The organism is Psychromarinibacter sp. S121, assembly GCF_049801035.1.
Classification (GTDB): domain Bacteria; phylum Pseudomonadota; class Alphaproteobacteria; order Rhodobacterales; family Rhodobacteraceae; genus Psychromarinibacter.
In genome coordinates this window covers 131,553-151,008 of the sequence record NZ_JBNAGE010000006.1, presented here as the reverse complement: position 1 = coordinate 151,008, position 19,456 = coordinate 131,553, and the positions used below count along the sequence as shown (strand labels likewise).

Below are 19,456 nucleotides of genomic sequence, written 5' to 3'. Positions count from 1 at the left end.
CGCCGAAGAGACATTCCTCGGCGTTACATCAAATCGTGAGACGCTAGACGCGGCACGAATTCGTGCGCGGATCAGCTGTCCGGTATGTGGATGATTTTCATGTCTCTACCCCCCAAGAAGAGCCATTGACCAAGATGCAAGAGCGGCCCCCACCGCCTTTCAGACCAAAATCGTTACTCTGTTGTTTCCAAATTGGAACCAATGAAATCAATGTCATCGAGCTCTCTAGACACTCGAGACTATCGCAATTTAGTTAAATTCTAGGCGTCGTTTCTTCCGTCTGTCAACGAAATCGCTAATGCCATTAATTTCGCATACTTAGACCGGAAATTTGCCACATTTCCATCGCGTTCCGCTGGCTGCATCCTGCAGATGGCATGCATATTCCATCGGCACAGACCGCAACGGGAATCAGCAGATCGCCTATCGGGTGTTCGGACGCAGCCGCCCAATCTCTACCGCTGATAGATTAAGGCCACTCAATAACAACCCAGCGCGCGGTGGCCGACAAATCCGCGGACGCGTCCGGTCGTGCCTCAGGTCATTGAAATCGAAATGGGAACCGACCGGAGTCAGACGTCGCGGCGAAGGCAGCCGTAGGTCGCATAGCCCCGTCGCAGGCTGGACACCCGCGCGGTTCGCCCGGCTCCGGCCAGCCCGTGCAGCGCATCGGGCAGCGTATCGCGCGGCGCGACGTGGAACCGTGCCAGCCATGCCCGCAGCATGCGCTTAAACCACATCGGCAGCCCGGCCTGATCGCCGAAATCGACAATGTGCAGCCGACCTCCGGGCGCGAGATGGCACAGCGCCTCTGCCAGCGCAGCCTCCCAGTCGGGGATCATCGACAAGCTGTAGGAGAACACGATGTGGTCGAACCCGCTTTGTCCGAACATCGCAACCGGGTCGAAGGAACACGCGTCGCCCTGCCCCAGCCGCGCCGTGGCGCCAAGCTTCCGGCGGGCCGAGATCAGCATCTGCTCCGAGATGTCGAAACCATACAGTTCGGCCCCCGGATAGCGCCGCCCGATCGCGGCAAGGTTCCGGCCAGTGCCACAGGCGACTTCCAGCACCCGCTCGCCCGCCCGAACCTCCATCGCTGCGATCAGGTGATCGCGGCCCAGCAGGTAGTGCTTGCGGGTGATGTCGTAGAACAGGCGCTGGTAGCGATAGACGTCGTCCATCAACTGCCCGTGGGATGCGGCGTCGGTCATCGGTTCAGCCTCGCAGGCGGTACAGGTGGACGCCGCCGTAGATCGCCGAGCGGTCGGTGGCGAAAGCGCGCGACGAGGCTGCGGCGTCGTACTGCCAGCGGCTCAGGATCGCGGGCGGCACGCGGCCGGGCAGGATGTCGTCGGTGCCGCCGGTGCGGAACAGCACGCGCGCGCCGGGCATGGCGGTGCGGGTGATCTGGTCCCACAGCGCGGTCAGCTGGGCATCGGTCATCCAGTCCTGCGCATCCAGTAGGATGTAGACCGATTTCGATTGCGCCGGCGCTTCCGCGAGCACGTCGGTAATCGACCGGTTCAGCACCTCGACCCGGTTCGCGCCTTCCCGCACGGCGTGGAAATGGCGCGGCTCCAGATAGGGCGGCACCGGGCCGGTGCCGTCGGGCCGGTAGGCGCGGGTCGCGGCCTGCCACGCGAAGTAGTTCTCCGAGATCGGAAAGTCGCAGAACAGCTTCCGCGCCCGCTCGGTCAGCACGGGGAGGATGTCGCCGCCCGCGTCGGCGGCCAGCTTGTCGTACTGCGCGGGCGGAATGCCCAGCCCGAACAGCGAGGCGCGGCGGCGGGCCATGGCGCGGACGAACCGCGACCGGAACAGCGGCGCGATCTGGGCATCGAAGAAGGCGCGCTGTTCGCCCAGTGTCCGGGCGGCCAGCAGCTTGCCGAAATCGGCCCCGCCGATGCGGGTGACCACATGCACAGCGCCAAGGAAGCTTCCCAGCACCCCGAAGCGATAGAAACCGCGGGCGAACATCGACTTGCGCGACCGGAAGCGGACGCTTTCGTTCCAGAAGGCCCGCGCCTCGATGTCCATGCGCGGCAGCACGTAGCGGTCCAGCAGGTCCACATTGCCGGGCCGGTCGGCCTGGCCGAACAGGCTGTAGAACGCGGCGTGATCCGGCAGCGTCTGCGCCGCGCGCAGTTTCAGCCGGTTCAGTTCGACATGCCACGGAGACAGATCGACCGCGGTGATGCTTTGCAGTCCCGCCGTGAGGTAGGACATCACGTTGCACCCGCCCGAGGCGATGCAGACCACATGATCGGCCTCGCTCAGCCCCAGCGCCTGCATGTCGCAGACCGGGTCCTCCCAGATCTGCGGGTAGACAAGGCCGCGGAACAGCCGGGCGAAGGCCCGCTCGGACAGGGTGCCGATCGAGAACGAGCGGTTCTGATAGACGGCCTCGCCGATGATGTTGCCGGTCGTGTCGCTCATTATGCGTCCTGTTCGTGGTTGTGACGGGCCGCCGCACGGCTGCGCTTGCGCGCGCGCCGTTTCAGCATGCGGTCACGGCTGATCCGGGCTTCCCAGTCGATCAGACGCATCTCGCCCGCGTGGTTCTCGATGATGGCGGTGCAGCTTTCGACCCAGTCGCCGGTGTTCAGATAGTGGATGTCGCCGATGGTGCGGATGCAGGCGTGGTGGATGTGCCCGCAGATCACGCCGTCATGGCCCTTCTGGCGCGCGTCTTCCGCCAGCGCCTCTTCGAACTTGCAAATGAAGTTGACCGCCTGCTTGACCTGCTGCTTGCTCCATTTCGACAGCGACCAGTAGCGCGGCGACCAAAGCCGGCGGATCGCGTTGATCTTGGGGTTCAGCCAGATCAGCGTGGCGTAGGCGCTGTCGCCCAGATAGGCGAGCCAGCGGGCGTTCATCACTACCGCGTCGAACTGATCGCCGTGGGTGACGAAATAGCGTTTGCCGGTGGCGGTGACGTGGGTGTCGTGGGCCCTGACCTCGATGCCGCCGAAATGGATGCCGAAGTAATTGCGCAGCGCCTCGTCGTGGTTGCCCGGGATCAGCACCACGCGGGTGCCGCGATGGGCTTTTTGCAAGATCGCCTGCACCACCTCGTTGTGGGTTTCGGGCCAGTGCCAGCCCCGCCTCAGCCGCCAGCCGTCGACGATGTCACCGACGAGATAGATCGTCTCGGCGTCATGCGTCTTCAGGAACTCGACCAGAAGCTGCGCCCGGCACCCGCGGGTGCCCAGATGAAAATCCGACAGGAAGATTGCACGATCCGTCACCGCTCCGCCCATTCGTTTTTCTCGTTGGCGGGGGTGGTAGACCGGCAAGACTTCACCGACGTGACGGTTTTGTACCAATCACGTGACGATGCGAGTTGGGGTGGGAGGTGGCGGATGTAGTGAGGCGTGGGTGGGTGGTGGCGAGATGTGGTGTTGGGGTTGGGGGACTGTTGGCTATGGTGGTTGGTGGCGTGAGTGTATCAGTCTGGTGGCTTGGCGGTTTGGGGGAGCAGTCGGAGCGGAGGGCGCTTTCGGCCCAGACCAGACCTTGGATGAGAAACGGACCGTTGTGCCGCCACCAAGAGATAGCGGACATAGAGTTTCTGTAAGCAGCACGCTCTCGGTGGATCCGGCATCAACCGAGAAAACGCTCATTCGACAACAGTGCTGGAAGTCGGCCTATAGGGTCGCGACAAATTATTCTAACTGCTGTAGTGTGATTTGAAAGACAAAAAATGTAAGTGATGGAGGTTCACTTGTCAGGCACCTCATTTTTCGTGGATGGAACTCCACAGAAGCGTATTTTCAGGTCCATTATTGCGGACTACAGCCTTCAAACCTCGATATGTGAGCTGGTTGACAATGCCATTGACCACTGGACGGCTTTGGGGCGCGCAGATGGTCTACACATTCAGTTGTTCCTCAATGTCGACCGCCGACTTATTACGGTGAAAGACAATGCGGGTGGCGTTCCTGCCGAACACATTCAGTTGCTGATTGCGCCTGGCGCCTCAAGAGACGAAGGTGGTTACCATTTCATCGGTAACTTTGGCGTTGGTGGCAAAAGAGCCGGAATTGCATTGGGGCAAAGGGTAGAAGTTACAACGCGTCACCATGATCAGGCGACTTTTCGCTTCGTGCTTTCGGACGACTGGCTGGCCAGGGAAACATGGGAGGTCGAGGTTGAACCGGCTTCGGAGATAGACCATGGAACAACGAACGTAGCCATTTCCAGTCTGAGGCAGGGGTTCTCATACAAAGACGTTGATTTTCTGAAACTCCGGCTTGCCGAGATCTACGCCAAGTTCATCAAATTGGGATGCAACATTTCTGTGAATGGTGACCCAGTTGGCAGAACCGAGTTCGACTTTTGGTCATTCCCGCCTGAATATATGCCGAAGACCTCGCGGTTCAGCATTCGCCCGGCTGACGATGAGACTGTCGAGGTGACTATCACAGCAGGCCTCATTCGCGATCGCAATCCGGTAGAGGAAAACTACGGCGTATACATCTACTGCAATGACCGTTTGGTAGTGGCGCACGAGAAGTCATACGAAGTAGGGTTCTTCAAAGGCGAAGCTGGCGTGCCGCACCCGGACGCGTCCTTGGCACGGGTCATTGTTGAGTTGTCCGGCCCGCCAGAGTTGATGCCATGGACTTCCAGCAAAAGTGGGATCAACTGGAGCCACCCAACGTTCCTTGAAATTCGGCAAAGGGTAGTCGCGCTCACGAGTCATTTCACCAAAGTGTCGCGTCGTCTGAAGAACGATCGCGACGCGGAAGTGTTTGCGCATCAATCAGGGGAAGTCGAAGAAATCGACCTGGCTGGCGATGGAACTGCAAAGCGGGTCGTGGACTTGCCGCTGCCGAGGGGAAAAAAGAAAGCATATCCAGACCTAATCCTTGAGAATAACTCTAAGGTGACTGAGGAAAAACCTTGGACTTTGGGATTAGTTGAGGCGATGGGCGTTGCCGACACAGTTTCCAGAAAGCGATTGCAGACGAAGAACCGAATCTCTTTGGTCATACTTGATAGCAACCTAGAGATTGCACTTAAGGAATTCATTGTGCATCGCGCGGACATTTTCAGGCCTGACAGGTACAATGACGCAAAACTCCTGGAGCTTTTCAAACGAAGGCACGAAGTGATTGATGCTGTGAAACCTCACCTTTCGATTTCCGATTCTGTTTGGGATAAGGTTCGCCACTACTACGATCGCCGGAACAAATTGGTGCACGAGCGCGCAACCCTTCAAATTACTGATGCCGAACTTAACGATTTTCGCAGGGTGGTTGAAAGAATTCTGGGAGAGCTATTTGATTTGATTTTATAGCTACGAAACTCGGTTCAGCGCGGGCGGAGCCGAGGAGTCACATCCGGCTCACCGGACAATGCAAATTCAGCTTTCGGCGCATCCCGGAACGTTGTGCAAACCGCAGCGAATGTCCGGTTTCCGCCCTTTTACACAAACCGCCTCGTCTACGCCGCAAACCAAGACCGTTCACCACGCGCGACAACTTCCCCACACACCAAAAAAGGCCGCGCCGAACTCCGGCGCGGCCCTTCCGCGTAACAACCCTCTGAAGTCAGCCCGTCAGAAATGCACCGAACGCGCGGTGCCCGGGGCTGCGGTGGGCGGGGCGAACTTGGTCAGGTCGATGCCCTCGACGGCGGTCTTGTACTCGTCGGCGCTCGGCGTGCGGCCGAGGATCGCGGACAGCACCACGACGGGGGTCGAGGCCAGCAGGGACTCGCCCTTCTTCTCGGCGCTGTCTTCCACCACGCGGCCCTGGAACAGGCGGGTCGAGGTCGCCAGCACGGTGTCGCCCTTCGCGGCCTTCTCCTGGTTGCCCATGCACAGGTTGCAGCCCGGGCGTTCGAGATAGAGGATGTTCTCGTACTCGGTCCGCGCCTGCGCCTTCGGGAACAGGTCGTCGAACTCGAAGCCCGAGTACTTCTGCAGGATCTCCCAGTCGCCTTCCTCTTTCAGCTCGTCGATGATGTTGTAGGTCGGCGCGGCCACCACAAGCGGCGCCTTGAACTCGACCTTGCCGCTGGCTTTCTCAAGGTTCTTGAGCATCTGCGCGACGATCTTCATGTCGCCCTTGTGCACCATGCACGAGCCGACGAAGCCCAGGTCCACCTTCTTCTCGCCGCCGTAATAGGACACGGGGCGGATGGTGTCGTGGGTGTAGCGGCGCGACGGGTCGGCGTTGTTCACGTCCGGATCCGCGATCATCGGCTCGTCGATCTTGTCGAGGTCGACAACCACTTCGGCCACGTACTTGGCCGTCGCGTCGGGCGTCAGCGCGGGCTTCTCGCCGGATTTGATCTCGGCGATGCGCTTGTCGGCCTTGGCGACCAGACCGGCCAGCGTGCCGGCCGCGTTGTCCATGCCCTTGTCGATCATCACCTGGATGCGGTCCTTGGCCAGCTCCAGCGAACCGATCAGCGTCTCGTCGTTCGAGATGCAGATCGAGGCCTTGGCCTTCATCTCGGCCGTCCAATCGGTGAAGGTAAAGGCCTGGTCCGCCAGCAGCGTGCCGATGTGCACCTCGATCACGCGGCCCTGGAAGACGTTGTCTCCGTGCTGTTCCAGCATCTGCTTCTGCGTCGCGTGAACCACGTCGCGGAAGTCCATGTGCGGCGCCATCTCGCCTTTGAAGGTGACCTTGACGGATTCCGGGATCGGCATGGTCGCCTCGCCCGTGGCCAAAGCCAGCGCCACGGTGCCGGAGTCGGCGCCGAAGGCCACGCCCTTGGACATGCGGGTGTGGCTGTCGCCGCCCACGATGATGTCCCAGTCGCTGACGGTGATGTCGTTCAGCACCTTGTGGATCACGTCGGTCATCGCGTGGTAATCCCCCTTGGGGTCCCGCGCGGTGATCAGGCCGAAGGTGTTCATGAAGGACATCAGCTTGGGGATGTTGGCCTGCGCCTTCTTGTCCCAGACCGACGCGGTGTGGCAGCCCGACTGATACGCGCCGTCGACGCTGGGCGAGATGACCGTGGCGGCCATCGCTTCCAGTTCCTGCGAGGTCATCAGGCCGGTGGTGTCCTGCGAGCCGACGATGTTCACCTTCACCCGCACGTCCGAACCGGCGTGCAGCACCTTGCCCGGCGTCGCGCCACGGGCGTTGGCGTTGAAGATCTTCTCGACCGCGGTCAGGCCCTGCCCTTCGTGGCTGACTTCCTTCGACGGCGCGAAGACGGCGGGCGGGGTCACGCCCAGCGTTTCGGCGGCGAAGGTCTGCAGCATCTTGCCGAAGACCACGGCGTAGGATCCGCCGGCCTTCATGAACTCGACCTTCTGCGGGGTGAAAGCCGACGACACGTCGGCCAGTTCCTCGCCATCCTCGCTGGTCAGCTTCTTGTTCTTGGTGTCGATCTTCAGCACGGTGCCGGTCTCGACCGAGTATTTCTGGTCGAGGATCGGGTTGCCCTCGTTGTTCAGGATCGGCTTGCCGTCGGCGTCCAGCTTCTTGACCCAGTTCTTCAGGTCCAGCCCGATGCCGCCGGTCACGCCCACGGTGGTCAGGAAGATCGGCGAGATGCCGTTGGTGCCCGCGACGACCGGAGCGATGTTGACGAAAGGCACGTAGGGGCTGGCCTTCTTGCCGGTCCACAGCGCCACGTTGTTGACGCCGGACATCCGCGACGAGCCCACGCCCATCGTGCCCTTCTCGGCGATCAGCATCACGCGCTTGCCGGGGTGCTGCAGCTTCAGCGCCTCGATTTCTTTCTGCGCGGCCTCGCTGATCATGCACTTGCCGTGCAGTTCGCGGTCTGAACGCGAATGCGCCTGGTTGCCCGGCGACAGAAGGTCGGTCGAGATATCGCCCTCGGCGGCGATGTAGGTCACGACCTCGACCTCTTCCTCGACCTCGGGCAGCTTGGTGAAGAACTCGGCCTGCACGTAGCTTTCAAGGATTTCTTTCGCCACCGGGTTGCCCGCCTTGTAGGCGTCGGCCAGCCGGCCGGTGTCGGCCTCGTACAGGAACACCTGCGTCTTCAGCACCTCGGCCGCCTGCGCGGCGATGCCGGCATCGTCCCCAAGCGCGAGATCCAGCAGAACCTCGACCGAGGGGCCGCCCTTCATGTGCGACAGCAACTCGAACGCGAACGCCTGCGGGATTTCCGGGACCACGGCCTCGCCGAGGATAATCTTCTTCAGGAAGGCCGCCTTCACGCCCGCGGCGCTCGTGGTGCCGGGCAGCGTGTTGTAGATGAAGAAGTCCAGCGAGTCCTTGCGGTGCGGGTTGTCCGCATCCTCGATCTGCGTGATCAGTTCGGCGACCAGCGCGCCGTCGTCGATCGGCTTGGGATGCAGCCCCTCGCCTTTGCGCGTTTCGATTTCCTTCAGGTACTCGGCGTACAAGCTCATGGCGATCCCTACGATTCAGAGTTGGACTGGGCTGGAGCACCGGACGGCGAAGGCGTCCGGTCTACGGCGGCAAAATTCTGTATGCGGCAGTATACCAAACCCGAATCCAAGGCAAGAGACAAGGAAGGCGGTGCCCCTGCGGGATACTGCCGCAAGTGCCTGCGTGTCGAGGGAAGGCTTCCGAAAAGTCGCGCTTTCGCGCCCTGCCCCGCGCCAGCGCCGCCGCTTTGGCCGCCGGCACGGGGGTTCTGGCGCGAAACTGACCGCGGGGCGCACCGGACGCCCCGCGTGCCGCTACATGCGCCCGGTGAACAGAAGCGAGATCGCCGGGAACGCCAGCAGGATGCCCAACCGGATCACGTCGGTGATCACGAAGGGCACCACGCCGGTCATGATCTGGCCGATCGACACCCCGCGCGAGGCGCTTTTCACCATGAACAGGTTCATCCCCACCGGCGGCGTGATCAGGCCCAGTTCCACCGTCACCACCGCGATGACGCCGAACCAGATCGGGTCGAACCCGTTGGCAAGGATCACCGGGAAGAACACCGGCACCGTCAGCAGGATCATGGCGAGGCTTTCCATGAAGCAGCCCAGCACGATGTAGAACAGCAGAATGGCGAACAGCACCTGCCACGGGCCGAACCCGCTGTTGTTCAGGAAATCCACCAGCGCCATCGACAGCTGCGAGGTCGACAGGACGAAGCCGAACACCTCTGCCCCGATCAGGATCAGGAAGATCGAGCCGGTGGTGCCCACGGTCTCGATACAGGCGGCCAGCAACTCTTTGCGCGGCACCCGCCGCCACAGTGCGAAGACAAGCGCCAGCGCGGCGCCGACGCCGCCCGCCTCGGTCGGGGTGAAGAAGTTGCCGTAAAGCCCGCCCATCACCAGCCCGAACAGCACGAGCGACGGCGCGAACAGGCGCAGGATGTCCAGCCGGGAGTGGCTTTCGCCCTCCTCGGCGGCGGCGGCGGCGACCGCCGGGCTGCCCGGCGCGGGCTTCCAGATGCGGGCCATGATCAGGATCGTCACGATGTACAGGACGAAGGCCAGGATGCCCGGCAGGATGCCCGCAAGAAACATGGTGCCCACCGACTGTTCGGTGATCAGCGCGTACAGCAGCAAGGCGATGGACGGCGGGATCAGGATGCCCAGCGTGCCCCCCGCCGCCAGCGAACCGGTCGACAGGCGCGGGTCGTAGCCGTGCGCCTGCATCTCGGGATAGGCCACCCGCGTCATCGTCGAGGCGGTGGCCAGCGACGATCCCGACACGGTCGAGAAGATGGCGCTTGCCGTCACGCCCGCCGCCGCCAGCCCGCCGGACCAGCCCCGCGTCAGCAGCAGCGCGCCCTTGAACAGGTCCGCCGCGACGCCCGACCGCGAGATCAGGTTGCCCATCAGCAAGAACAGCGGCACCAGCGTGTAGGAATAGTTCGTCACCGTCTCGAAGGCGGCGGTCTTCAGCACGCTCAGCGCGGGCGCGACACCGATGATCAGCGAGAAGCCCGCAAAGCCGACGCCGATCATCGCAAGCCCGATGGGCGCGCCAAGGATGACCGCCGCGAACATGACGACGATGGACAGGTATCCAATTTCCAAAGGCGCCATCACAGAAGCTCCACGTGTTCGCCGGTGTTCGTCAGGGCCTCGCGCAGCGCGACGATGGCAAGGGCGAAGCACTCGATGGAATACAGGCCGTAGATCAGGAACATCGGAATGCGCAGGTCCTGCGTTTCCTCGCCGCGCGAGAAGGTGGCGTGCGCCTCTTCCCAGAACTGCCAGCCGACAACGACCGCCAGCGCCACGACCCCGAAGAACCAGAACCGCGCGACATAGTTGCGCGCGCGCGTGGGCAACCGTCCCACAAGGATGTCGACCGAGATCATGCCCACCTTCATCGACACCGCGATTGCGGCCAGAACGATGATGCCCAGCAGGTAGGACACCTGCTCGATGGCGCCGGGGATCATGAAGTTCACCGCGGTGCCGGTCATGTCGAACACGGTCCGCGCGACGACGTTGAAGGCGACGATGCCCAGCATGTAGAGCAGCGCGATCACCGCGAGGGCGAGGCAGAAGATCTCGACCCACCTGACGATGCGCCCGAGCGCGGAGACAAGCATGGCTATTCCCGGAAGTTGGCTATGGAAAGGACCGGGAAGGCGCACCCTCCCGGTCCGGGTTATTCAAAGCGGGATCAGTTCAGTTCCGCTTCGCATTCGCTGACGTAGCCGACGACGGCTTCGTAGGTTTCGGTGCCCGGCAGGCCCTGCTCGTTGAGGAAGCTGATGTAGCTTTCGGTCGCCGTTTCGGCGGCGGCCTCGAACTTGGCGCGCTCTTCGTCGCTCAGCTCGATCACGGTGGATTCCTCGCGCAGGCGGGCCAGGGTGGCGGCGCCGGCTTCGTCATAGCCACGGCCCGCGGTCACGGCCCAGTCCATGCCGCTGTTGGCATCGACGGCGGCCTTGGCCTCGGGCGACAGCGCTTCGTACTTCGCCTTGTTCATCGTCGAGATGAAGGCCAGCGCGTAGAAGCCGAAGATCGTGTGATACTCGGTCAGTTCATCCAGACGGAAGCTGTCGACGCTTTCCCACGGCAGCATGTAGCCGTCGATGGCCCCGCGCTGCAGCGACTCGTAGGTGTTGGGCGCGGGCATGCCGACGGGCTCTGCGCCAAGCTCGGTCAGCAGCTCGCCCACCACCTGCGTCGGGCGGCGCAGCTTCAGACCGGCAAGGTCTTCCAGCGTCTCGACCGGCTTGTCGGCGGTGTGCAGGTGCCCCGGATCGTGGGTATGGACGAACAGGATGTGGGTGTCGGCGTATTCCTCGTCCAGCGCGCCGGAGTCGTACAGCATCTGGAACGCGCAGGATCCGACTGCGCCGGTGTCGAACAGGCCCGGCAGTTCCATGATCTGGCTCAGCGGGAAGCGGCCCGCCGTATAACCCGGCACGGTCCATGCGATGTCGGCCACGCCGGTCACCGCGTTGTCATAGCCCGCAGCGGCCTTGCCCAGCGTCTGTGCCGGGAACACCTGCACGTCGACAGAGTCCCCACCGGCCTCTTCCACGGCGGCGGCCCAGTTCTCGAAGATCACTTCGTTCTGCCAGCTGGTCGCCGACATGAAGTGGGCGTAACGCAGCGTGTCCTGCGCGTGCAGCGGCGCGGTGGACGCAAGCGCGACCGTTCCGGCGAGTGAAAGTTTCTGCCACATGGGTGCGGGTGTCTCCTTGTCAGATCCGCGGCGCAGACGGGCTGGACGCGGTGCTTTGTTTTTCAGGTGTGCGATAATAGATCAAACGGTCGCTATTGCGCCCAAATGTCAACACGTCCCGCATCTTTAGGCCCGGCTTTTCTGAAAGAACCCTACGGCCCCGGCAAAACATGTGCAGAATGCAGACTGTCCAAGCGGGGGAGTGACGAAAAAAGTGGACGTTGAAATATCCAGCCGGGACATCTCGCTGACCTTCGCGAAGGGCATGACCGTTCTTCAGGCCTTCGGCGAATCCCGCGCGCGCCTCACGCTGGCCGAGATCGCGCGGCTGACCGGTATCGAACGCGCCGTAACCCGGCGACTGGTGCTGACCCTTGTGCATCTGGGCTATGTGCGGAAGATCGAGAACCGCTTTTCGCTGACGCCCCGCGTTCTAGTGCTGGGAAGCGGCTTCCTGCGCGGCAATGAATTCGGCCGCGTGATCCAGCCGCTGATCGAGATGTGCGCCCGCGAGCTTGGCTTCAGCGTGAGCCTCGCCATGCGCGACGGGCAGGAAGCGGTCTATGTCGCCCAGTCCTCGCAGCAGAACGCGCGCTATACCTTCGGGTTCACGCTGGGAAGCCGCCTGCCGATCCTGTCCACCGCCATCGGCCGGATGCTGATCGCTTGGGGCGATCCGTGCTGGGCGGATGAGATGCTTGAGACGGCGCCGCTTCAGAAGTTCACCCCCGAGACGCTGATGGACCGCGACGCCATCGCCCGCTCGGTCGCCGAGATCCGCGCGCAAAGCGTCGCCATCGTCAGAAGCGAGTTCGAGGCGGGCGCGGTCGGCATCGCCGTTCCGGTCGGTGCGCCCGGCACCGCCGAGGCCGCGCTTGGCATATCGGAACCGCTCGCCGCCCTGCCCCCGGACCGCCATCGCGCGCTGGCCGAGGTGATGCACGGTTACGCCCGCCAGATCGCCGAGGCGCTGGACTGACACCCGCGACCCGACGCCGCGCTGGCAGCGGTCCGCATTGAACGACTTAAACAGATGTTTTATACAGTCGTTTAAGATGAAACCACCGGCACCCACGTCCAAGGACCTAGTGATCGCCGCCGCCATCCGGCTTTTCGGCCGGCTTGGCTATGACGCCACATCGGTTCGCCAGATCACCGCCGAGGCCGGCGGACAGAACGCGGCGATGGTGAATTATTACTTCGGCTCGAAGGCCGGGCTGCGGCGGGCCTGCGGCGAGGCGATCCTTGCACGGGTGCAGACCGCGCTTCCGCCGGTCGTCAAGGACGTGGATGCGGCGCAGGCCGCACGGCAGCTTGAGATTTTGCTGTCCGCCCTTCTCGATTTCATGACGCAGGTGCCCGAGGCCGAGGATATGGCGGCCTTCATCCTGCGCGAACTGAACGACCCCGACGGCGTTCTCGACCTGCTGTACCAAGGCATGATCGAGGATCGCCACCGCGAGTTATGCCTGCTGTGGGGCCGTGCCACCGGCACCGATCCCGAAAGCGAACGCACCCGGATCGCCGCCTTCGCGATGCTGGGGCAGATCCTTTACTTCCGGATCGGCCGCCCCGTCGTGGTGCGCAGGCTCGGCTGGTCCGGCATCGGACCCGACGAGGCCCGCAAGATCCGCGACGTCCTTACGGCGAACCTGCGGGCCTCTCTTGCCGCGCATGAAGGAGCGGACACATGACATCTCTGATCTGTAGCCTCCCCCTGTTCTCGGCCCTGTTCACCGCCTGTATGCCCGCGCCGCCCCTGGCGACCGGCTATGTCGAGGGCGAGTTCGTGCTGGTGGCCCCGGTCGCCACCGCGCGGATCGAAGAGATCGGCCTTCGGCGCGGCGACCCTGTCTCGGCGGGCGACGTGCTGGTGCGGCTGGAACAGCAGGACGCGGCCATTGCACTGGCCGAGGCCGAGGCGGCGTTGGAGGCTGCGAAAGCGCGGCTTGCGAACCTTGGCGAAGGCAAGCGGACCGAGGAGTTAGAGGTGATCGAGGCGAACCTCGCCTCTGCCCGCGCGCAGGCCGCCGAGATCGCGAAAGAGGCGGCGCGCGTGAAAAGCCTTGTCGACCGCGGCGTATCGCCCATCGCGCAGTATGACGAGGTGCAGACGCGGCTGGACGTGGCGAACGCGCATGTGGTCGAGGTCGAGGCAAACCTCGCCGTGGCCCGCCTGCCCGCCCGCGACTACGAGATTGCCGCCGCCGAAGCAGAGGTCGCGCAGACGCGCGCAAGCGTCGAGGCCGCCCGGTGGCAGCTTGACCGCCGTACCGTCTATGCGGCGTCCGACGGCCGGATCCACGAAGTCCTGCGCCGTGTCGGAGAGATTGCCGGACCGCAGGCGCCGGTGCTGACGATGCTGCCCGAGGGGGCCGTGTTCTTGCGGCTCTACATGCCCGAGACGGCGATTTCCGGCATCGACATCGGCACCGAGCTGCGCGTGAACTGCGACGGCTGTTCCGACGACGCCCGCGCTACCGTCAGCTATATCGCGGACGAGCCCGAATTCACGCCGCCGGTGATCTATTCACTCGAGAACCGGCAAAAGCTTGTCTACATGGTCGAGGCGCAGCCCTCGGGCGACACCACGCGGCTGAAGCCGGGACAGATCGTCGACGTGGTGCTTCCGGACATTCCGGAATGAGCACGCCCGCCATCGAGGTCGAAGGTCTCGTCAAGCGGTTCGGGGGCCGGACCGTGGTCGACCACGTCTCGATGCGGGTGGAAACGGGCGAGATCGCGGGCTTCCTCGGGCCCAACGGATCGGGCAAGACCACGACGATCCGGGTGATGTGCGGGCTGCTGACGCCTGACGCGGGGCGCGGTACGGTTCTGGGGCATGACCTATCGAAGCGCGCCGAGATCAAGCGTCAGATCGGATACATGACCCAGAAGTTCTCGTTGTACGAGGACCTGACCATCGCCGAGAACCTCGCTTTCGTGGCGGGTCTCTACGGGCTGCGGCCGGTGCGCCGGTACGTGCGGGACACGCTGGCCGACCTCGGACTGACCGCACGGGCCGGGCAGCTTGCCGGGACTCTTTCGGGCGGCTGGAAGCAGCGGCTGGCGCTTGCGGCCTGCGTGATGCACCGCCCGAAGCTTCTTCTACTCGACGAGCCCACGGCAGGCGTCGACCCCAAGGCGCGGCGCGAGTTCTGGGACGAAATCCACGAACGCGCCGAAGCCGGGCTGACGGTGCTGGTGTCGACGCATTACATGGACGAGGCCGAGCGCTGCCACAGGATCAACTACATCTCTTACGGCAAGCTGATGGCCAGCGGCACGGTCGGCGAGGTGGTCGCGGGCGCGGGTCTGACCACCTATCTTGTCGAAGGCCCCGCGTCGGCGCAGGCCGCCCATGCGCTGGCGGGCCGCCCCGGCGTCGACGAAGTCACCCATTTCGGGGCGGCGCTGCACGTGGTGGGCCGCGACGCGGCAGCGCTTGGGCAGACCATCAAGGCCGCTTCCGCCGAGTTCGACATCCGCGCCGAGGTGGTCGAGACCAGCCTTGAGGACGCGTTCATCCGCTTCATGGCCGACGCGCAGGACAACATGGCATGAGCCGGTTCTTCTCTCTCGGCCGCCTCGCGGCGATGTGGCGGAAGGAACTGGTTCAGATGCGCCGCGACCGGATCACCTTCGCCATGATGCTTGGCGTGCCGCTGATGCAGCTTGTGCTGTTCGGCTTCGCGATCAACGGCGATCCAAAGGGCCTGCCCGCCGCGCTGGTGGCCCCCACGCAGGACCGCTACACCCGCGCCATCGTCACCGCGCTGGAACTGACGGGCTATTACCGCTTCGACCACGTGACCGCCTCTGCCGCCGAGGCCGAAGCGCTGATCGAGCGCGGCACGGTGTCCTTCGTCGTCACCATTCCAAGCGATTTCGGGCGGCGCGTGGACCGGGGCGACAGCCCGGTGATCCTGATCGAGGCCGACGCGACCGACCCCGCCGTTGCCTCGGGCGCGGTCTCGACCCTTGGAACGGTCGCGCAGCAGGCGCTGTTGCATGAACGCGGACTGGACGCGCTGGCCGAGGAAGAGGCGCGCGGCCAGCTCGATGTGATCGTACACCGGCGCTATAACCCCGAGGGTATCACCCAGTACAATATCGTCCCCGGCCTGTTGGGCGTCATCCTTCAGATGACGATGGTGATGATGACCTCGATGGCGCTCACCCGCGAGACCGAGCGCGGCACGATGGAAAACCTGCTGGCGATGCCCGCCACCGCGCTCGAGATCATGCTGGGCAAGGTACTGCCCTATCTCGGCGTCGGCGCGGTTCAGGTGACGGTGGTGCTGGTGGCGGCGCGGCTGCTGTTCGGCGTTCCGTTCGTGGGTGACCTGTCGCTCCTGCTGCTGGGAGTGCTGATCTTCGTGCTGGCGCTTGTGCTGTTGGGCTACACGATCTCGACCGTGGCGCGGACCCAGATGCAGGCGATGCAGCTTACGTTCTTCTACTTCCTGCCGTCGCTACTGCTGTCGGGCTTCATGTTTCCGTTCCGGGGGATGCCCGGCTGGGCGCAGGTGCTTGGGGAACTGCTGCCGCTGACCCATTTCTTGCGGATGATCCGCGCGGTGATGCTGAAGGGCGCGGGCTATGCCAACGTGCAGCCCCAGCTTGCGGCGATGATGCTGTTCGTCCTTGCCTTCGCGCTGCTCGCGCTCGCGCGGTTCCGCCGCACCCTCGACTAGTGCGCTGCCGATCCGGGCGGCCTAGGCTGCTTGCGACGGCGGTGCATCGTGGGAGGACGGTGAACTTGCCGGTCGAGACGCAGGCCCAAGCCCAGCACAAATAGGATCCGGCGCTGACCCGCCCGGACAGGGCGCGGGATGGCCGATGCGTCGATGGCTGACTGTTCGGGAGGGGAGCAATGAAGATCTCGTTTCACGGCGCGGCGCGGCAGGTTACCGGATCGTGCCACCTTGTCGAAGCGGCGGGCCGGAAGATCCTTGTCGACTGCGGCATGTTTCAAGGCTCGCGCGAATTGCACGACGAGAACGCCGCCGGCTTCGGGTTCGATCCTGCGGACATCGACATCCTGCTGCTGACCCACGCGCACCTCGACCACTGCGGGCGCATTCCGCTGCTGGTCAAGCGCGGCTTCTCCGGCGAGATCGTGTCGACCTCGGCAACTCGCGACCTTGCGAAACTGGTGATGATGGACTCTGCCTATCTTCACGAGGAAGAAGCGCGCCGCCACCACCGGCACGGCAAACGCGGCGGGCACAACGAGCCACTGTACGACACGATGGATGCGCTGGACGCGGTCGAACGCTTCGGGCGGGTGGCGGTGTACGGCAAGACACTGGACCTGTTCGACGGCGTCCGCGCGACCTTTCACGACGCCGGGCACATCCTTGGCTCTGCCTCGATCCTGCTGGACCTGACCGAGGGCGGGCGGCACCGGCGGGTGCTGTTCTCCGGCGACATCGGGCCGGACGACAGGCCGCTTCTGAACAACCCGTCACCGCCTGCGAATGCCGATATCGTGGTGATGGAAACGACCTATGGCGACCGGGACCACCGCTCGCTGGACGCCTCGGTCGCGGAATTCCACGAGGCCATCGACGAGGCCGACCGGCGCGGCGGTAACGTGATCATTCCGACCTTCGCGCTGGAGCGTGCACAGGAACTGATCTGGTTCCTGCGGCAAGGCATGGAGTCCGGCGCCTTCAGGCGGTCGCTTCAGGTGTTTCTGGACTCGCCCATGGCCATCTCGGCCACCCGCATCTTCGCGCGCCATCCCGAAGCCATGCGCCCCGAACTCAGCGAGATGATCCGCGCGGGGCGCGACCCGTTCCGGCTGCCCGGTCTGCACTTCACGCAAGAGACGCAAGAGTCGATGGCGCTGAACCGGATACGGGCGGGCGCGGTGATCATGGCAGGTTCCGGCATGTGTACCGGCGGACGTGTCCGGCACCACCTTCGCCACAACCTGCCGAAGCCGGACAGCAGCGTGATCTTCGTGGGCTTCGCGGCCGAAGGAACGCTGGCCCGGATCATCATCGACGGCGCCCGAAAGGTGAAACTGTTCGGCCGCGAGATCCCGGTGAACGCCCATATCCACACGATCAACGGCTTCTCGGCCCATGCCGGGCGGGGAGACCTGAAGAAATGGCACGCGCGGACGGGACGGCCAGAGCAGACCTTTCTGGTCCACGGCGAGCCAAAGGCGATGGACGCTTTCGCGCGGGAACTGGCCCCTGCGAAGGTCGAACGCCCGGCAATCGGCGCAAGCTACGGCATTTGACCGGCGGGGCGCGCCGTGGGTCAGACGCCCACCGCCAGTCTTGCGGCGGCCAAGGTCTGTTCAAGCGTCGTCGCGGCGTCGATCCGCGTCCAGTCAAGGGGGCCCGTCCCCCGTTCCATCTGCCGGGCCAGCACTGACACGTCGGCATCGGACCAGTCGCCCGTCCGCTGCGCGATCCGCGCCTCCAGCTCTGCCACCGGCGCGTCAAGCCACAGGCCATGCCCCGGCACGCCCAGCCCCGCCGCCAGATCCATCGCCGCCGCCCGCTGCGCCGGATCTAGGAAAGTGCCGTCGAGGATCACGCTGTGCCCCGCTTTCAGGATCGCTTCTGCCCGCGCGAAAAGGCCGTCGTAGACCGCGCCCCGCGCGCCCTGGCTGTACCCCGCTTCCGGCAGGTGCGCGCCCTGCGCCACGCCGCTTGCGATCTTCCGCGCCTCGTCAGTGGACAGAAGGACCGCCCCCGGCGCGGCGCCAAGGCCGGGCGCAAGTGCGCCGGCAAGCACGGATTTGCCGCTGCCGGAAAAACCTCCGACCGCCACCAGCCGAGGGGGCTGCGGGTCAAGCGCCGCGAGCGCCGCGTCGATATGGCTGCCGATCCCTGCGCCCGAGGCACCCGGACGGTCCGTCGCCTTGTCGGTCTGCAACAACACCATCGCCCGGATCGCGGCGCGCACCGAGATGAAAAGCGGCAGGGCGGCCAGTCCCTCATCCTCGGTCCCCTGCGCACAGGCGAGGTAGGTCGACAGCACGCGGGTCGAGGCCTGTTCAAGACGACGCTGGTCAAGATCCATGATCAGGAAGGCGAGGTCGTACAGCACGTCGCAGGTGCCCAGTTCCTCGCTGAATTCCAGCGCGTCGAACGGGACGGGTTTGCCCTCCACCACCACGAGGTTGCGCAAGTGCAGGTCGCCGTGCCCGCGGCGCACGTGCCCCGCCTCGGCGCGGCGGTCCAGCAGGTCGCCGCAGCCGTCCAGCGCAACACGGGCCGCGGCAAGGTAGTCGTCCACGCGGTCCGTTCCCACCGCCCCCGGAAACTCGGCGAAGACGCGGCCCAGTTCGTCAAGGATCTCGGCAATCAGAACGCGGCCCCTGCCCCGGCGCACCGGGGCCGAATGATGATAGCGCTGAATCATCTGCCCAACAGCGGCGGCCAGACGATTGTCGAACGCGCCCCGCGCGTCGATGGCCTCTAGCTCGTTTTCGGACGGAAAGCGGTTCATCCGCAGCACCCAGTCCACGACCGCCCCCTCGCCGCCAAGGCCCAGCCCGTCCGCGCCGCGCGTCACCGGCACCACGTCGCGATAGATCGTCGGCGCGTGGGGGGCGTTCAGCGACAGTTCGCGGTCCAGCATCTTGTGGCGCAGGTCGACAGTGGAGAGGTCCATATAGTCGTAATGCACCGCGCGCTTCAGCTTCAGCGCGGTGCCGCCGCACAGGAAGACCAGCGCGCCGTGGGTGTCGATGCGTTGGACCGGCCCTGCGTCGCCGCCGAACGCGTCCGATGAAGAAAGAAAGGCGATGACGTCGCTTTGGTCGCTCATGCTTGCCCGCAGTCAGTTGTTCCGGCCCGTCCTCCCGTCTCCATCATGCAGGGTCCGGCGGGGATTTGGAAAAGGTTAAGCTGCGATCTGGC

General features: G+C 64.4%; 15 protein-coding genes. 7 read left to right on the top strand and 8 right to left on the bottom strand.

Annotated elements, in window-relative coordinates; all coding sequences use genetic code 11:
- Positions 1 to 572 precede the first annotated feature (572 nt).
- From ACP156_RS22620 to ACP156_RS22610, 3 genes are read right to left on the bottom strand one after another with little or no spacing between them, the layout of a single operon-like run.
- The gene (locus tag ACP156_RS22620; RefSeq protein WP_425053623.1) at positions 573 to 1,211 is read right to left on the bottom strand and encodes a class I SAM-dependent methyltransferase; all 639 of its coding nucleotides are present in this window, start codon (positions 1,209 to 1,211) and stop codon (positions 573 to 575) included.
- A 4-nt stretch (positions 1,212 to 1,215) separates the two neighbouring features.
- The gene (locus tag ACP156_RS22615) at positions 1,216 to 2,436 is read right to left on the bottom strand and encodes a DUF3419 family protein (RefSeq protein ID WP_425053622.1); all 1,221 of its coding nucleotides are present in this window, start codon (positions 2,434 to 2,436) and stop codon (positions 1,216 to 1,218) included.
- Positions 2,436 to 3,248, bottom strand: coding sequence for a UDP-2,3-diacylglucosamine diphosphatase (locus ACP156_RS22610; protein WP_425053621.1), 813 nt, complete (start codon positions 3,246 to 3,248; stop codon positions 2,436 to 2,438). The genes ACP156_RS22615 and ACP156_RS22610 overlap by 1 nt, the downstream gene beginning before the upstream one ends.
- Before the next feature lie 464 nt (positions 3,249 to 3,712).
- Here ACP156_RS22610 and ACP156_RS22605 point away from each other — a divergent pair, with 464 nt between their 5' ends.
- Positions 3,713 to 5,302 (top strand): ATP-binding protein, encoded by a 1,590-nt coding sequence (locus ACP156_RS22605; RefSeq protein ID WP_425053720.1) that lies wholly within the window; start codon positions 3,713 to 3,715, stop codon positions 5,300 to 5,302.
- Positions 5,303 to 5,563: 261 nt separating this feature from the next.
- Here ACP156_RS22605 and ACP156_RS22600 read toward each other — a convergent pair whose 3' ends face one another.
- From ACP156_RS22600 to ACP156_RS22585, 4 genes are all read right to left on the bottom strand, one after another.
- The gene (locus ACP156_RS22600; RefSeq protein WP_425053620.1) at positions 5,564 to 8,353 is read right to left on the bottom strand and encodes a bifunctional aconitate hydratase 2/2-methylisocitrate dehydratase; all 2,790 of its coding nucleotides are present in this window, start codon (positions 8,351 to 8,353) and stop codon (positions 5,564 to 5,566) included.
- A 294-nt stretch (positions 8,354 to 8,647) separates the two neighbouring features.
- On the bottom strand, positions 8,648 to 9,964 hold the full coding sequence (locus tag ACP156_RS22595) for a TRAP transporter large permease (RefSeq protein WP_425053619.1): 1,317 nt from the start codon (positions 9,962 to 9,964) through the stop codon (positions 8,648 to 8,650).
- Positions 9,964 to 10,479: a TRAP transporter small permease gene (locus ACP156_RS22590; RefSeq protein WP_425053618.1), complete on the bottom strand. Its 516-nt coding sequence runs from the start codon at positions 10,477 to 10,479 to the stop codon at positions 9,964 to 9,966. Before ACP156_RS22590 ends, ACP156_RS22595 begins: the two co-directional genes overlap by 1 nt.
- Before the next feature lie 74 nt (positions 10,480 to 10,553).
- Positions 10,554 to 11,567 carry a TRAP transporter substrate-binding protein gene (locus ACP156_RS22585; RefSeq protein WP_425053617.1) on the bottom strand — a complete coding sequence of 338 codons (1,014 nt, stop codon included), beginning with the start codon at positions 11,565 to 11,567 and terminating at the stop codon, positions 10,554 to 10,556.
- Positions 11,568 to 11,781: 214 nt separating this feature from the next.
- Here ACP156_RS22585 and ACP156_RS22580 point away from each other — a divergent pair, with 214 nt between their 5' ends.
- The 6 genes from ACP156_RS22580 (at position 11,782) to ACP156_RS22555 (ending at position 17,823) form a co-directional block, all read left to right on the top strand.
- Complete coding sequence (locus ACP156_RS22580) at positions 11,782 to 12,546, top strand: IclR family transcriptional regulator domain-containing protein (protein ID WP_425053616.1); 765 nt, start codon at positions 11,782 to 11,784, stop codon at positions 12,544 to 12,546.
- A gap of 76 nt (positions 12,547 to 12,622) precedes the next feature.
- Positions 12,623 to 13,261, top strand: a complete 639-nt coding sequence (locus tag ACP156_RS22575; protein WP_425053615.1) for a CerR family C-terminal domain-containing protein — start codon at positions 12,623 to 12,625, stop codon at positions 13,259 to 13,261.
- The gene (locus tag ACP156_RS22570; RefSeq protein ID WP_425053614.1) at positions 13,258 to 14,214 is read left to right on the top strand and encodes an HlyD family secretion protein; all 957 of its coding nucleotides are present in this window, start codon (positions 13,258 to 13,260) and stop codon (positions 14,212 to 14,214) included. Before ACP156_RS22575 ends, ACP156_RS22570 begins: the two co-directional genes overlap by 4 nt.
- Complete coding sequence (locus tag ACP156_RS22565) at positions 14,211 to 15,131, top strand: ATP-binding cassette domain-containing protein (RefSeq protein WP_425053613.1); 921 nt, start codon at positions 14,211 to 14,213, stop codon at positions 15,129 to 15,131. Before ACP156_RS22570 ends, ACP156_RS22565 begins: the two co-directional genes overlap by 4 nt.
- Complete coding sequence (locus ACP156_RS22560) at positions 15,128 to 16,264, top strand: ABC transporter permease (protein WP_425053612.1); 1,137 nt, start codon at positions 15,128 to 15,130, stop codon at positions 16,262 to 16,264. Before ACP156_RS22565 ends, ACP156_RS22560 begins: the two co-directional genes overlap by 4 nt.
- 179 nt (positions 16,265 to 16,443) lie before the next feature.
- Positions 16,444 to 17,823 carry an MBL fold metallo-hydrolase RNA specificity domain-containing protein gene (locus tag ACP156_RS22555; RefSeq protein WP_425053611.1) on the top strand — a complete coding sequence of 460 codons (1,380 nt, stop codon included), beginning with the start codon at positions 16,444 to 16,446 and terminating at the stop codon, positions 17,821 to 17,823.
- Between the two features lie 20 nt (positions 17,824 to 17,843).
- On the opposite strand, the gene ACP156_RS22550 is transcribed toward ACP156_RS22555, so the two are convergent.
- The gene (locus tag ACP156_RS22550) at positions 17,844 to 19,364 is read right to left on the bottom strand and encodes an AAA family ATPase (RefSeq protein WP_425053610.1); all 1,521 of its coding nucleotides are present in this window, start codon (positions 19,362 to 19,364) and stop codon (positions 17,844 to 17,846) included.
- Between the last annotated feature and the right edge of the window lie 92 nt (positions 19,365 to 19,456).

What these genes read in the sequence shown, in the direction of transcription:
- ACP156_RS22620 (WP_425053623.1), bottom strand. Translation starts at nt 1,211, where the DNA reads ATGACCGACGCCGCATCCCACGGGCAGTTGATGGACGACGTCTATCGC.
- ACP156_RS22615 (WP_425053622.1), bottom strand. Translation starts at nt 2,436, where the DNA reads ATGAGCGACACGACCGGCAACATCATCGGCGAGGCCGTCTATCAGAAC.
- ACP156_RS22605 (WP_425053720.1), top strand. Translation starts at nt 3,713, where the DNA reads ATGGAGGTTCACTTGTCAGGCACCTCATTTTTCGTGGATGGAACTCCA.
- ACP156_RS22600 (WP_425053620.1), bottom strand. Translation starts at nt 8,353, where the DNA reads ATGAGCTTGTACGCCGAGTACCTGAAGGAAATCGAAACGCGCAAAGGC.
- ACP156_RS22595 (WP_425053619.1), bottom strand. Translation starts at nt 9,964, where the DNA reads ATGGCGCCTTTGGAAATTGGATACCTGTCCATCGTCGTCATGTTCGCG.
- ACP156_RS22590 (WP_425053618.1), bottom strand. Translation starts at nt 10,479, where the DNA reads ATGCTTGTCTCCGCGCTCGGGCGCATCGTCAGGTGGGTCGAGATCTTC.
- ACP156_RS22585 (WP_425053617.1), bottom strand. Translation starts at nt 11,567, where the DNA reads ATGTGGCAGAAACTTTCACTCGCCGGAACGGTCGCGCTTGCGTCCACC.
- ACP156_RS22575 (WP_425053615.1), top strand. Translation starts at nt 12,623, where the DNA reads ATGAAACCACCGGCACCCACGTCCAAGGACCTAGTGATCGCCGCCGCC.
- ACP156_RS22570 (WP_425053614.1), top strand. Translation starts at nt 13,258, where the DNA reads ATGACATCTCTGATCTGTAGCCTCCCCCTGTTCTCGGCCCTGTTCACC.
- ACP156_RS22565 (WP_425053613.1), top strand. Translation starts at nt 14,211, where the DNA reads ATGAGCACGCCCGCCATCGAGGTCGAAGGTCTCGTCAAGCGGTTCGGG.
- ACP156_RS22560 (WP_425053612.1), top strand. Translation starts at nt 15,128, where the DNA reads ATGAGCCGGTTCTTCTCTCTCGGCCGCCTCGCGGCGATGTGGCGGAAG.
- ACP156_RS22555 (WP_425053611.1), top strand. Translation starts at nt 16,444, where the DNA reads ATGAAGATCTCGTTTCACGGCGCGGCGCGGCAGGTTACCGGATCGTGC.
- ACP156_RS22550 (WP_425053610.1), bottom strand. Translation starts at nt 19,364, where the DNA reads ATGAGCGACCAAAGCGACGTCATCGCCTTTCTTTCTTCATCGGACGCG.